Raw genomic sequence first — 12,244 nt, 5'->3', positions numbered from 1 at the left:
ATTAATAAACTTAAATAAGTCAGTCAGATAAAATAATTTTAAAAACCACAATTCCCTGTATTTCCAAGTTACTTTGGTATAAAACGGCAATTTTACATTTAATTGGCGTCAATCACCATCTATTTGAGTTAAAGGGATACTAATTGGGTGAATTTTTATTACTTTTATATCGTGCTTTAGCGATTTCACGCGAGTTTTAGCAATAACAAATCCAGTAATGCCACCTAAAGCAGCCGCTAAGATTTGCCAGCCTTCGGCCATTAAAAGTAACTCAGAAGCAATAAATGCAAACGTTAGACTTAAAAATAAAGGTAACATATATACAGCAAAAGCATGTTTAACAACGAGGCTATCATCAAGTGACAAAGTAACTTTTTGACCGACCTCGACTGGTAAATCGAATCTATATGGAAAGGTTTTTTTTGCGGTGCCGAATAACTTGCCAAACACTTGTGATCCACAACGACCATTACAGCCTTCGCAAGCTTGCTTTTGTTGCGCTTCTAAATAAGCAATGTGGCCATCAAGGGCCACAACTGTGAGGGTTTGTTCAATCATAACAATCCTTACGGAATCGTCTATAGTGCGCGGGTAACTGACTCTGCAATTGCTTTTGCGGTCATACTCGGTACATTACCAACAACCGATACATCAAAATTACCGCCATTATGCACATATACCGTCGTTGCACCAGATGTTAATGCACCGCTTAAACGCTTACCAGGTAAAGGTCGCTGTATAAATATAGAGATCTCAACAAAACCATCAGAAAATAAATAATAGTCTGTTAACTCATTATTTAAATCGAGTTTATGCCTGTCAGATTTTAATAATTCAAAGCCATTAGGTAACCAGTTTATATTCCAATTCTTTGCTGTATTCTCTGCACCACCTAAATCACTTTCTGGTAGAGGCGTTGGAAAGTTACGATTGAGTACTTCCAACAGCATACTAGCAGGCTGTTCAGTAACACTAACATGAGTTAGCTGTAGCTGTTCAAGCGCCTCACCTTCGTGGTTCACGTACGCTGCTTTTAAAAGTAAAGACGACTCCATATCAAGCCAAATCCAGTAGTTATATTTGAATTCATCTTTGGATTCAATTCGAACTAATTGAGCCGCACGCCCTGCAATGCGCCCTTTACCACCCATTACAAAATCATAATGTGCGCTCAAACGCTCAATGTCTTTAAATAACACTTCAGGAATGGGGCCAGCAATCGAATCAGTTTTAAGAGAGTATGGCTCTGACTGCGGTTCAAAATAAGTGACTTGATTATTAACACGAACCATTTCAAGGCCTGCGCCATTGAGTAAACTTAAATGCTCAAGCTCTGTGTCGCCTTGTTTGGCATGGACCCAACGATATGGTTCCATTGTTTTACCCTTAACAACCACAAATGAAGCATCAAAATTACGGTTATGTACGGCATTAGCCATTTTAAGTAATAAATCTTTGGCAGGATTTATATCGTTGGCAAATGCAGTAAAGCTAACTACCAACGACAGAATAAAAGTGATTACTTTCATTTAATTAGTTTTTTTCCTCTTGCGCTTTTATACTATTTTGCGCTGTTTGAAGCGAGTTAGCAACACGTGCTTGTCGTTGATGCTCTAAAACTAATGCGCCAATACGTTGTTGCTGCAATTCACGTAAGCCTTGTTCAGCATTTTCAAGCGCTGGCTCAGATGAGTAACTTACTGGCGAAGCCATACCTGTTAAAGGGGTAGTTTGCAGTAAAGGGATTTCGCTTTGCTGCTGATTATTACTTTGCGGAAGTGTATTAACGCCCACAATAGCAAACATTGCCACACTTGCTGCAATCGCTAGTTGGGCAACAGGTTTGCGCCAATTAAAAGCAACTACATTATTTTTTACAGTTTCAGTGACTGCTTGAGGCTCTGTGTTTGGCTGGTTGAAGTCAGCATAAACAGGCTCGCTTTCTAATGCTAATGCAACGCGATCGCTAATATCAATATGTATGTCATTATTATTTTTTTGAGCACGCATTGCATCACCAATTAACGCATAACGGCCAAACGTGGTTACATCTTGCTCTGCAATTTTTGCATCAGTTAGATGTTGTTCGCCATCAAGTAATGCCGATAACACTTCGTTATCTAACTTGTTAAGGTGTGCTTTCGTCATACTAAGACTCGCCTATTAATGGGTTTAATTTGTTATCAATTGCTTCTCGGGCACGAAAGATACGCGAACGCACCGTCCCGACAGGGCAATCCATGACCACTGCTATTTCTTCATAGCTCATCCCTTCGATTTCTCTTAGGGTTATCGCAGTTTTAAGATCTTCAGGCAAACTATCAATCGTATTAAAAATAACAGCGCGTACTTCTTCGCTTAAAAGTAGATTTTCAGGGGATGCATTTGAACGCATCGAATCCGCACAGTCATAAAATTCAGCTTCTTCAGCGTCGATATCATTTGCTGGCGGTTTACGGCCCTGTGCTACTAAGTAATTTTTAGCACAATTAACGGCAATACGGTATAACCAAGTATAAAAGGCACTATCACCTCTAAAGTTTGGAAGTGCACGATAAGCTTTTATAAATGCTTCTTGTGCTACATCTGCAATATCACCTTGGTTTGATACATAACGTGATATCAAACCTGCAATTTTATTTTGATACTTCTTTACTAATAGATTGAAGGCGTTTTTATCACCCTGCTGAACCCTTTTTACTAGCGCTAAATCTAATTCCTGCTCGCTCATTCGAGCCGGTACTCCTATGTCTGATTTTTGCTTGTTATTCATAGTGTCGCTATTGTTCACAAATACTCTGACCTCTACATGAATAAAAAGTTCTGTTTAATATTATTTTTTTATAAAATAGTTCATAAATAACAGCGTTAGGCTATTAAAATCACTACGTAGTAATATGACAAATATGATACAACTACAGATATTGAAAACAAATATTGCTCTATACGAGCATTGTAACCGCAAAGTACCTCTGACATGAACCAAAATAAACACCACATTGCTGATGTCGCTATTATCGGTAGCGGCGCAGCAGGCTTATCACTAGCTTTATCTTTAGCTAATTTTTGTAACGTTACCGTAATTAGTAAAGGGGCTCTGACAGAAGGCTCTACATTATATGCTCAAGGCGGTATAGCTGCTGTATTTGATAAACAAAATGACAGCATAGAATCCCATGTAGAGGATACACTCGATGCTGGCGGCGGCTTGTGCAACAGAGAAGCCGTCCACTACACTGCAAGCAACGCCCATGATTGCCTGCAATGGTTAATTGATCAAGGCGTGCCTTTTGATATGGAATTTGATAGTAAAGGCAAAGAGCGCTTTCATTTAACGCGCGAAGGCGGTCATAGCCATCGTCGTATTTTGCATGCAGCTGATGCGACTGGCAAAGCAGTACAAACTACATTAATAAGCCAAGTAAAAGCGCATAAAAATATTACACTTTTAGAGCAATACAACGCAATTGATTTAATTACTGATAAAAACACCGAAAAAACAGCTTCGCATATTCACGGTATGTATGTGTGGAACAAAAAAGCTAAAAAGGTAGAAACCATTTCGGCAAAATTTGTTGCTCTGGCGACCGGCGGGGCAAGTAAAGTGTATTTGTACACCTCAAATCCTGACGTATCAAGTGGCGATGGTATTGCAATGGCGTGGCGGGCGGGCTGTAAAGTGGCCAATATGGAATTTAATCAGTTCCATCCAACAAGTTTATATCACCCTGAATTACAAAACTTCTTAATTACTGAAGCTATGCGTGGTGAAGGCGCTTATTTAAAACGCCCTGACGGCACTCGCTTTATGAAAGACTTTGATGAGCGTGAAGAACTTGCTCCACGCGACATTGTTGCACGCGCAATCGATTTTGAAATGAAACGCCTCGGCGCAAACTGTGTTTACCTAGATATTAGCCACAAAGATAAAGATTTTATTATTGAGCACTTTCCTACTATTTATGCGAAATGCTTAAGTGTAGGGCTTGATATAACCAAAGAAGCAATCCCAGTTGTCCCCGCTGCCCACTATACTTGCGGCGGTGTAATGACCGATTTTAACGGAAAAACCGATTTAGATAATTTATACGCTGTGGGTGAAGTAGCTTATACAGGCCTTCACGGTGCAAATCGCATGGCAAGTAACTCATTACTTGAATGTATTGTGTTTGCCCATGCTGCTGCAAAAGATATTTTAAGTAAAATAGAGCATGCGCCAGAGCCTATAGCACTTCCATATTGGGATGAAAGCCGAGTTAGTAACTCCGATGAAGAAATTGTAATTACCCATAACTGGCATGAACTACGATTATTCATGTGGGATTACGTTGGTATTGTTCGATCAACTAAGCGTTTAGAGCGTGCACTGCACCGAGTTGAACTATTACAGCAAGAAATACATGACTACTATGCTAATTTTAGAGTCAGTAATAATTTGTTGGAGCTACGTAATTTAGTGCAAGTAGCTGAATTAATCATTAGAAGTGCAATGGAACGCAAAGAAAGCCGTGGCCTTCATTACACTATTGATTACCCTGAGCAAAACGAAAATCCAACACCAACTATTTTGACCCCGCAGCGCCACTAATAGCGCTAAGTGTTGCACGTTTTAATCGAGCATAGCTTTGTTCGTTAACTCCATTGGCTGAAATAATTAGCCAATGGTTTTTACTAAAGCCTTTAATATAAAGCCATACACTGCTACCAAGTATGCGACTTTGAGTACTTATTTCACCTTGAATTTTTAGCGACTGACTTTCAAATCTAAATAGGTTTGGCTCTAAAATAACAACTCCCCGTATCGGGTGAGCAGCTAAAACTTTTCGCCAAACAAATAATCCAGCCACTGTATTTACTACAACACAAAAAAGCATTGCCAGTACAGAACTTAAAAATAAGCATAATATCAAAGCCAGCATACAAAAAAAGACCACAACTGGTTTATGGTCTGCTTTATTATCTGTAACTGTAAATCTATACACGAACTCTATCTAAAATAAGTGAAACCATTGTATTTAACTGCTCATCTTTACACTCTTGATGCCCCATAAACCATGCAAATAAATCAGGGTCTTCTTCTGTTAGCAAACGCTGAAAGATAGCTTGCTGCTCTGTGCTCAAAGAGTCGTATGCTTCTTCTACAAACGGCATAAACAAAACATCTAGCTCTAACATGCCACGACGGCAAGCCCAACGAATACGTGCTTTACTATGAATTTCAACCATTTTAAACCTCATACTTAATTGACTCGAGTTTAACAAATGCGTGTCAACTTATCAGCTATTAATCGCCGATTAAAATAATAATCCACGCCAATTAGCGCTTGTCTGTACCATACGTAACAACTGCGTTATTATGTCACTTCATTTATATTGCAAAGAAGGTTTTTATGTCGAGCGTTTATGCATGTCCGTTATCTCATCAACTTATTAGCCTTAGCGGTGCTGATAAATTATCTTATTTGCACGGGCAAATTACTCAAGATCTCAATAAATTAACCAGCAGTAACTATTTATGGACTGGCCATTGCAGTGCCAAAGGAAAGCTTTGGGGTGTATTTAAATTATTTTCTCATCAAGATAACTATTACCTTACAGGCAGCGCAGCCGAAGTAGAAAAGTCGTTAGTTGAACTTAAAAAATACGCTGTATTTGCAAAGGTCGATATAAATGTCTCCTCTGAGCGTTTAATTGGCTTAATCGGCGATGACTTAACAGACGTACTTGCTCAGCTTAGTATAACATTTGAAGACGATGCTACTGCGTGCGACTTGAGTTATGGTAAAGCATTAAAGTTAGCAGATAATCGCGTGTTATTGATGGTTGATAGCCAATTTAGTATTCCTGATAATATATCGACTCTTGATAACGATGCGCCCTGGAAACAAGCAGCAATTTTAGCCGGCGAACCACAATTAAGTAGTGAAGCTATTGGGGAATATGTTCCGCAGATGGTTAACCTACAAGCTATTGGTGGCATTAGCTTTAAAAAAGGATGTTATACAGGTCAAGAAACTGTGGCCCGTATGAAATACCTTGGTAAGAATAAACGCGCAATGTATATCGTTTCAGGACAAAGCGAAGGGCTACTTTCAGAGCTTGATCTGGAAACCCAGTTAGGCGAAAACTGGCGCCGTGCGGGTAAACTTATAACGCAAAGTTTTGATGAGCAAACAAGTAAACTAACAGGCCTCGTTGTGTTGCCAAACGATACTGATGTAACTCAGGTACTTCGTGCAAAACACACACCTCAGGTGGAGCTAAGCATTCTGCCTCTACCCTACTCTCTTGAAGATGAATAAATAGGAATGACTATGATCGTTGCGGCAAACAAAGTGGTAAAAATGCATTATTCGGTAATGGATAATGATGGCAATAGCATTGATAACTCGTTCGGTGGTGAGCCACTACACTTTATCATTGGCACAGGCTATTTAATTTCAGGCCTAGAAAATGCTTTGCTGGGCAAGCAACCAGGCGACACGCTTAGCGTAAAGGTTGAACCTGAAGAAGGTTACGGCGAGCGCCACGACAACCTAATGCAAGCGGTACCTAAATCAATGTTTGAAGGTATGGAAATTGAAGTTGGCATGCAATTTCGTGCATCAACAGATGATGGCGACCAATCAGTAATGATCATCGATATTCAAGATGAAAAAGTGATTGTAGATGGTAATAACCCGCTTTCAGGTATAACACTTAACTTTGATGTAGAAATTCTAGAAGTGCGTGATGCAACACAAGACGAATTAACTCACGGCCACGTACATGGCGAAGGTGGGTGTGGCCACGACCACTAATATTGTATACAGCAGATAAAAAAGCGCCTAAGGCGCTTTTTTTATATCATATTGTTGCGCTTAACCACTTCAGTTTCGCTTTTTGTCTTACTAGGAAGTGCTATTGATACTTTCTTTTCTTTCAATGCGGCTAGTAAACCTTTTTGATCGTTTGTACCTACACGATACATAGTGCCATCCTTAAGCGTTAGCTGTATTGCACTAAAACCAGATACTGTATACACCCAACCATCGTGAGTAATACGGATACCTATACCATGGCGATATGAATTTTGTACTGCTTTTACTTCAGTAATCTCGCTAAGCAAAATACTTTGCCCAGCAACACCAGGCCCAAACGCCCAACTTATTTTATTATCATCAACTTTTACTGTTAAGCCATGAAACAAAAAGCCCACCAGCACTAAAATACCAGTAAATATCATTAAGGGTCCATCTGCACCTAATAAGTTCCACGCTAGTGCAACAAATCCGCCTATCCATGCTAATACAAAAAAAATGAACACCGCATACTGCTTATGCTGATACATAACACTCTCTAAAATTAAATAAATACTTAAAAGTTATAAACCAAGGTTGCACTAAGCTCTGAATCAAACTTAAGTTTATCATCCTCGGGTTTTGAATTATAACGGTACATATACGCAAACTTAAGTGATACAGCACCAACGACTTGGCTTATTAATGCTGTTTCTGATTTAAAGCGAGAATTAAGACCCGAAAGCGATTGCTCTACACTGACATCTTGATTAAAACGAGTTCGCTTAGAAACCAAACGCTCCCATTGCATTGCAACTCTGACTAAATAACCCGTTTTATTTATATCATCCTCACTTACATCTGACTCTTCATCAGCAACGGAGCGATATAAACCAGGTCCTACATCAATATCAACTTTGTTTTTAACACCTTGATATACACGAGTACCGTAACCGGTTGCGATTGTGCTTTTAAAATCTAAGCCGCTAAATTCATCTTCTTCGTAATCGCCGTAAATAAAAAAGGATGAGTTTTTCACACCCACTTTATAATTACCCTGTGCAGAGACAAACACACGATTAGCTGTTACATCGCTGTCGCCTGTTTCATCGTTCTCATCACGCTTATAAAGGGAATCTATTTTGAATTGATTACGCCACTTCTCAAAGTCTTGATATAAATTACCTTTGAGCTTAAAACTGGTCGAATTAGCATTGCCTTTGCTAAGAATAAAGCCAAACTCAGTATCTCCATAAAGCATTTCACCTTTGTGTAACTCATGGATCTCTTCATCCGAAAGCTGTCCATATTCATGAAAATCTTCAAAAGGATCAACAGCCCAGCTTGGGCTACTAATCAATAAGAGAATTAAAAATAAATACTTACGCACAAATACGCTCTCTTGCACACAATTATAAACAAACAAGCCATATGGGCTTATTCACTTTCTTTCCATAAAATATGACAAAACGGCGCGTCTTTATCACGACTAATTAAAATTTTTGCAAATAAGGCATCTTCATTTTCAAATTCTAAACCGACTAACACTTGAATAAAGTGCTCTGGCTCAATTTCAAGTGCCACAAAATCTTGCCATTGGTCATCTGGCTCATCTTCTTCAATAAAGCCAAGATCTTCTCGGTATTGATTAAAGTCTTCAACATCTTTATCGCTCAAGTTATTTGGCGCTAGCTCTAAAAAAATATCATAGGCTTGATGAGTTGCTTCTTCTATCGTGTGTAAACGTGGGCCAGACATGAGTGATTAACCTCTAAGCTTTTAAGTGACATCATAATAACAAAACTAGCATCTATATAGATAAAAAAACGCTTAAATACCTTACTTTTTTATCATCGCTGCACTCATTTCGAAATATTTATATTGTTATTAGCAAGATCAACAATATAAGACTTTGAATTACTCAATTAATTCATTTTTTGTGTAAAAACTTTCTCTCTTTACTTAGTTAACTTAACAACATAAGCTCAAGTAACAGGTCAGAGGAGTGTGTAATGATAAAACTAGAAAAACAACATGGCATTGCTACCGTCACGCTTAGTAGAGCAAAAAAACAAAATGCATTAAGCTTTCAAATGTTTGTAGAGTTAAACAAAGCCATTAAAAGCATAAAAAGAGATCGCAGTATTCGTGCTGTAGTAATAAAAGGCGATGGCGAGCATTTTTGTGCAGGCCTTGATATATCAGCTGTCATGGCGGCACCATTGAATATTATAAAATTATTGCTCAAATGGTTACCTGGCAATCAAAACTTAGCGCAAAAAGTAGTATTAGGCTGGCAGTCACTAAGCGTTCCTGTTATTGCACAAATTGATGGCAACTGTTTAGGAGGGGGCTTACAAATAGCACTAGGTGCCGATTACAGAATTGTTCATGTTGACGCCAAGCTTGCCATTATGGAAGCACGCTGGGGGCTGTGCCCCGATATGGGCGCAAATGTAATGATGAGCGGTTTAGTTAAGCGTGACCAAGCACTTTGGCTTGCAAGCCACGCAAACCCAATCACAGCACAACAAGCAAATGAGCTAGGTTTGGTTACTCAGCTTACCGATGATACTCAACAAGCCACGCAAAACATGCTCAATACATTACTCGAGCGCTCACCCGATACGCTTGCTGCTATTAAACGTGTTACACAACTTAGCTATAAACCAAACCAACGAAAAATACTCGCTAAAGAAACCTTCAGCCAAATTCGCTTATTGCTAAACCCAAACACTAAAATAGCAATTGCTAAAGCAAAAGGAAAAGCGGACATAACCTACGCAGATACAAAGCACTGGTAGACAATGCATAAAAGAGTTTGATTTGTTAAAGTTAAGCTCTTATCTTTTCTGTGAGCCACTTTGATGAAATATCTGCTCAGTAGCGCTATTATTTTACTATGTTTAGCCTGCGCTAAACTCATTATGCACTTTATTGGTGGAAGCTTTCCTGCACCGTTACTCGCTATGGTTATTTTATTAGTTTTACTCTTATCGGGTATTGTAAAAGAGCAACATGTAAAACCATGCGCCTCCCCTATTTTAAATATTATGCCTATATTTTTCATTCCTGCGGGTGTGGGATTTATTGAACATCTCGGCCTTATAAAATCGCACTGGGCATTTTTAGCATCAGTTGTGTTGCTAGTTCCTATAACTACCTTATTGCTTGTTAGCAGTGTAATTGCGTACTTTAAGGGAAGAGAAAATAATGACTGATTTTACTTTTTCCGCTATTTCAGAGCTACAGCCTACTTTATGGTGGCTAAGTATTCCTTTTATAATTGCATTGTTTTTAGCACTAAGGGCCGTAAACCAAAGTATAAAAAACAGCGTATTAAAATCGCTCACCAACCCCGTATTTTTAAGTATTAGTATTATCGCTTTATTCCTCGTTAATCTAAATTTGCCTTATACGCAATTTGCCACGCACAGCAAATTGCTAAGCTGGTTATTAGAGCCCGCAATTGTCGCTTTAGCGCTTCCTTTATATCAGCAGTTTACACACGTACGAAAAAATCTATTACTTATAGTCGCAACATGTAGCTTAGGTATTGTTAACGCAACCGTTGTGGCATTTTTGCTAAGCATATTATTTAATGCGCCAGCGCAGCTAAGTGCATCTGTTGCCGCACTCAGTGTCACTACACCTATATCTTTAATCGTCACTGATTCATTGGGTGGAATCAGTTCACTTGCTGCAGCTTTAGTTATTTTTATTGGTTTACTAGGGGCTTTATTTGGTTTTATGCTTTTTAAACTCGTTAATATTTTTAATCACGAATCTCAAGGCGTTGCCATGGGCACAGCTTGTCATGCAATTGGGACTGCCGCTGCTATTGCCGAGCATCCAAAAGTTGGCGCTTACTCATCGGTTGCAATGGCGCTAAGCGCTTTACTAACAGCGATTATAGTACCGCTGTTATATCCATTTTTAGTCAACATTTTGCTATAGTTGGAAAAATACAACATAGCCCTAACATAGAGCGCTTTATGATCAGTTCTGAAATCGAACAGTTTGAAAAATATTACACCATGCTTACTGAGTATATGGTTACCTACAGTATGCAAATTGTCGGTGCTATTTTTATCGTCCTCATTGGTTTGTGGATAGCGCAAAAGCTTGCCAAATTTGTAGCTGCGTTAATGACCCGCCATAATGTTGACATTACGCTCACTAACTTTGTCAGTAGCGTGGTAAAAGTACTGCTAATTGTAATGGTTATAATTATTGCACTTGGCAAAATAGGTATAAGTGTTACTCCCTTTGTAGCAGCTATTGGTGCTGCATCTTTAGGGGCTGGTTTGGCGCTGCAAGGGATGTTATCTAACTATGGTGCTGGGCTTGCAATTATTGCCACACGCCCCTTTGTAGTAGGCGACACAATTGAAGTTAAAAATGTAAGTGGCCAAGTTAAAACCATTGAACTGGGTTACACCATTTTAATCAATGAAGAAAAAGTAGAAATTACTATTCCAAATAAACATATTGTGGGCGAAATACTTCACAACTCGTTTAGTTACTCATTGGTCAAAGGTGAGATAGACATAGCTTATAGTGCATGTTCTGATAGCGCCATTAGTCTAATTGAAGAGGTACTTAAAGCGCACAAACTGGTCGCACAAAACCCATTATCGCAGGTCGGTATTGAACGTTTTGCCGATAGCGGTGTTACAATCAGCTACAGATATTGGGTGCCTACTACTAAAATTATCGAAACCAAACTGGCTATTAACGGCGGTGTTTATAAAGCAATTAACAACGCTAAGATTGAAATTCCATTTCCTCAACGCGTTATTACAATTAATAAAAACGGTTTAGAGAGTTAATTTAGTTTTAAGTGTGAGCCTGCTTAGCCGCAAGCTCACACATTTTAGAACAAACTAAATATCAATTAGTAAACCATCGTCTTGTTTAATTTTTTCAATCACCATATAAGTGTGGTGCGTACCGACTCCCGGTATATCAACTAAATCCCCCAATACTTGTCTATACTCTTCCATGTTAGACACGCGTATTTTTAATAAATAATCATAGCCACCAGCAACCATGTCGCATTCAACCACTTGTTTAATTTTTAAAATATGCTCTCTAAACACTTTAAATACGGCTGTATTTGAGGTAACAAGCGAAACTTGCACATGAGCAACTAAGCTTTGATTTAGCTTAGCTTCACTAAGTTTTGCATAATAGCCTTCTATGTAGCCCTCTTGCTCTAAACGTTTAACACGATCAAGGCATGGGCTAGGGCTCAAGTTAACCTGTTTTGCCAGGTTAACATTAGAAATTCTGCCGTTCTTTTGTAGAACGTCTAGTATGGCTAAATCGATACGATCTAGCATGCGTAATCTATTTGGAATTGTCATAACAGAATTTTATGCGGATAAGTTAAATTTATGCCCTGTAAATTATCGTAAATCGCGAAATTTAACCAGCATATTCTGCGGAATTTTAATTAGAAT

Annotated in this window: 17 protein-coding genes; 7 read left to right on the top strand and 10 right to left on the bottom strand. The window is 38.7% G+C overall.

Features of this window, described 5'->3' with window-relative positions; translation table 11 throughout:
• Window positions 1–108: 108 nt before the first annotated feature.
• Genes AOR04_RS04140 through rpoE form a run of 4 tightly spaced genes read right to left on the bottom strand, consistent with a single transcriptional unit; the run spans window position 109 to window position 2,731 of the window.
• Entirely contained in the window at window positions 109–558 is a 450-nt protein-coding gene (locus AOR04_RS04140) for a SoxR reducing system RseC family protein (protein ID WP_096792619.1), read from the bottom strand.
• A gap of 20 nt (window positions 559–578) precedes the next feature.
• On the bottom strand, window positions 579–1,529 hold the full coding sequence (locus tag AOR04_RS04135; protein WP_033040040.1) for a MucB/RseB C-terminal domain-containing protein: 951 nt from the start codon (window positions 1,527–1,529) through the stop codon (window positions 579–581).
• A gap of 4 nt (window positions 1,530–1,533) precedes the next feature.
• Window positions 1,534–2,148, bottom strand: a complete 615-nt coding sequence (locus AOR04_RS04130) for a sigma-E factor negative regulatory protein (RefSeq protein ID WP_033028990.1) — start codon at window positions 2,146–2,148, stop codon at window positions 1,534–1,536.
• A gap of 1 nt (window position 2,149) precedes the next feature.
• A complete protein-coding gene (gene rpoE / locus AOR04_RS04125) occupies window positions 2,150–2,731 on the bottom strand; it encodes an RNA polymerase sigma factor RpoE (protein WP_007377533.1) in 582 nt (193 codons plus the stop codon).
• A gap of 246 nt (window positions 2,732–2,977) precedes the next feature.
• Here rpoE and nadB point away from each other — a divergent pair, with 246 nt between their 5' ends.
• Window positions 2,978–4,588: an L-aspartate oxidase gene (nadB, locus tag AOR04_RS04120; RefSeq protein WP_008134820.1), complete on the top strand. Its 1,611-nt coding sequence runs from the start codon at window positions 2,978–2,980 to the stop codon at window positions 4,586–4,588.
• Here nadB and AOR04_RS04115 read toward each other — a convergent pair.
• A complete protein-coding gene (locus AOR04_RS04115) occupies window positions 4,563–4,919 on the bottom strand; it encodes a hypothetical protein (protein WP_007377535.1) in 357 nt (118 codons plus the stop codon). The genes nadB and AOR04_RS04115 overlap by 26 nt on opposite strands.
• Before the next feature lie 55 nt (window positions 4,920–4,974).
• Window positions 4,975–5,226 carry an FAD assembly factor SdhE gene (locus AOR04_RS04110; protein WP_008134821.1) on the bottom strand — a complete coding sequence of 84 codons (252 nt, stop codon included), beginning with the start codon at window positions 5,224–5,226 and terminating at the stop codon, window positions 4,975–4,977.
• Between the two features lie 164 nt (window positions 5,227–5,390).
• Here AOR04_RS04110 and ygfZ point away from each other — a divergent pair, with 164 nt between their 5' ends.
• Window positions 5,391–6,302, top strand: a complete 912-nt coding sequence (gene ygfZ / locus AOR04_RS04105) for a tRNA-modifying protein YgfZ (RefSeq protein ID WP_096792618.1) — start codon at window positions 5,391–5,393, stop codon at window positions 6,300–6,302.
• Window positions 6,303–6,314: 12 nt separating this feature from the next.
• Window positions 6,315–6,800, top strand: coding sequence for an FKBP-type peptidyl-prolyl cis-trans isomerase (locus AOR04_RS04100; protein ID WP_096792617.1), 486 nt, complete (start codon window positions 6,315–6,317; stop codon window positions 6,798–6,800).
• 41 nt (window positions 6,801–6,841) lie between these two features.
• On the opposite strand, the gene AOR04_RS04095 is transcribed toward AOR04_RS04100, so the two are convergent.
• The 3 genes from AOR04_RS04095 to AOR04_RS04085 are packed head-to-tail and all read right to left on the bottom strand — an operon-like array spanning window position 6,842 to window position 8,537.
• Complete coding sequence (locus AOR04_RS04095; RefSeq protein WP_007377539.1) at window positions 6,842–7,330, bottom strand: hypothetical protein; 489 nt, start codon at window positions 7,328–7,330, stop codon at window positions 6,842–6,844.
• Between the two features lie 26 nt (window positions 7,331–7,356).
• Window positions 7,357–8,169, bottom strand: coding sequence for a DUF481 domain-containing protein (locus tag AOR04_RS04090; protein ID WP_007377540.1), 813 nt, complete (start codon window positions 8,167–8,169; stop codon window positions 7,357–7,359).
• 47 nt (window positions 8,170–8,216) lie between these two features.
• Complete coding sequence (locus AOR04_RS04085) at window positions 8,217–8,537, bottom strand: HI1450 family dsDNA-mimic protein (RefSeq protein WP_007377541.1); 321 nt, start codon at window positions 8,535–8,537, stop codon at window positions 8,217–8,219.
• Between the two features lie 254 nt (window positions 8,538–8,791).
• Between AOR04_RS04085 and AOR04_RS04080 the strand changes: the two genes are divergently transcribed.
• The 4 genes from AOR04_RS04080 to AOR04_RS04065 all read left to right on the top strand — a co-directional run bounded on the left by AOR04_RS04080 (window position 8,792) and on the right by AOR04_RS04065 (window position 11,611).
• The gene (locus AOR04_RS04080) at window positions 8,792–9,583 is read left to right on the top strand and encodes a crotonase/enoyl-CoA hydratase family protein (RefSeq protein ID WP_096792616.1); all 792 of its coding nucleotides are present in this window, start codon (window positions 8,792–8,794) and stop codon (window positions 9,581–9,583) included.
• A 63-nt stretch (window positions 9,584–9,646) separates the two neighbouring features.
• The gene (locus AOR04_RS04075; protein WP_076923569.1) at window positions 9,647–10,000 is read left to right on the top strand and encodes a CidA/LrgA family protein; all 354 of its coding nucleotides are present in this window, start codon (window positions 9,647–9,649) and stop codon (window positions 9,998–10,000) included.
• A complete protein-coding gene (locus tag AOR04_RS04070; RefSeq protein WP_096792615.1) occupies window positions 9,993–10,736 on the top strand; it encodes an LrgB family protein in 744 nt (247 codons plus the stop codon). Before AOR04_RS04075 ends, AOR04_RS04070 begins: the two co-directional genes overlap by 8 nt.
• A 38-nt stretch (window positions 10,737–10,774) precedes the next feature.
• Window positions 10,775–11,611, top strand: coding sequence for a mechanosensitive ion channel family protein (locus AOR04_RS04065; protein ID WP_007377545.1), 837 nt, complete (start codon window positions 10,775–10,777; stop codon window positions 11,609–11,611).
• 54 nt (window positions 11,612–11,665) lie between these two features.
• Here AOR04_RS04065 and AOR04_RS04060 read toward each other — a convergent pair whose 3' ends face one another.
• Window positions 11,666–12,148, bottom strand: coding sequence for a winged helix-turn-helix transcriptional regulator (locus AOR04_RS04060; RefSeq protein ID WP_033015324.1), 483 nt, complete (start codon window positions 12,146–12,148; stop codon window positions 11,666–11,668).
• Between the last annotated feature and the right edge of the window lie 96 nt (window positions 12,149–12,244).

This window comes from Pseudoalteromonas sp. 1_2015MBL_MicDiv (assembly GCF_002407505.1).
Classification (GTDB): domain Bacteria; phylum Pseudomonadota; class Gammaproteobacteria; order Enterobacterales; family Alteromonadaceae; genus Pseudoalteromonas; species Pseudoalteromonas fuliginea.
This window is presented reverse-complemented; position numbering and strand designations above follow the sequence as displayed.

Excerpts from the sequence above, each read along its gene's own strand:
- AOR04_RS04140 (WP_096792619.1), bottom strand. The coding sequence starts at position 558 with ATGATTGAACAAACCCTCACAGTTGTGGCCCTTGATGGCCACATTGCT.
- AOR04_RS04135 (WP_033040040.1), bottom strand. The coding sequence starts at position 1,529 with ATGAAAGTAATCACTTTTATTCTGTCGTTGGTAGTTAGCTTTACTGCA.
- AOR04_RS04130 (WP_033028990.1), bottom strand. The coding sequence starts at position 2,148 with ATGACGAAAGCACACCTTAACAAGTTAGATAACGAAGTGTTATCGGCA.
- rpoE (WP_007377533.1), bottom strand. The coding sequence starts at position 2,731 with ATGAGCGAGCAGGAATTAGATTTAGCGCTAGTAAAAAGGGTTCAGCAG.
- nadB (WP_008134820.1), top strand. The coding sequence starts at position 2,978 with ATGAACCAAAATAAACACCACATTGCTGATGTCGCTATTATCGGTAGC.
- AOR04_RS04115 (WP_007377535.1), bottom strand. The coding sequence starts at position 4,919 with ATGCTGGCTTTGATATTATGCTTATTTTTAAGTTCTGTACTGGCAATG.
- AOR04_RS04110 (WP_008134821.1), bottom strand. The coding sequence starts at position 5,226 with ATGGTTGAAATTCATAGTAAAGCACGTATTCGTTGGGCTTGCCGTCGT.
- ygfZ (WP_096792618.1), top strand. The coding sequence starts at position 5,391 with ATGTCGAGCGTTTATGCATGTCCGTTATCTCATCAACTTATTAGCCTT.
- AOR04_RS04100 (WP_096792617.1), top strand. The coding sequence starts at position 6,315 with ATGATCGTTGCGGCAAACAAAGTGGTAAAAATGCATTATTCGGTAATG.
- AOR04_RS04095 (WP_007377539.1), bottom strand. The coding sequence starts at position 7,330 with ATGTATCAGCATAAGCAGTATGCGGTGTTCATTTTTTTTGTATTAGCA.
- AOR04_RS04085 (WP_007377541.1), bottom strand. The coding sequence starts at position 8,537 with ATGTCTGGCCCACGTTTACACACGATAGAAGAAGCAACTCATCAAGCC.
- AOR04_RS04080 (WP_096792616.1), top strand. The coding sequence starts at position 8,792 with ATGATAAAACTAGAAAAACAACATGGCATTGCTACCGTCACGCTTAGT.
- AOR04_RS04075 (WP_076923569.1), top strand. The coding sequence starts at position 9,647 with ATGAAATATCTGCTCAGTAGCGCTATTATTTTACTATGTTTAGCCTGC.
- AOR04_RS04070 (WP_096792615.1), top strand. The coding sequence starts at position 9,993 with ATGACTGATTTTACTTTTTCCGCTATTTCAGAGCTACAGCCTACTTTA.
- AOR04_RS04065 (WP_007377545.1), top strand. The coding sequence starts at position 10,775 with ATGATCAGTTCTGAAATCGAACAGTTTGAAAAATATTACACCATGCTT.
- AOR04_RS04060 (WP_033015324.1), bottom strand. The coding sequence starts at position 12,148 with ATGACAATTCCAAATAGATTACGCATGCTAGATCGTATCGATTTAGCC.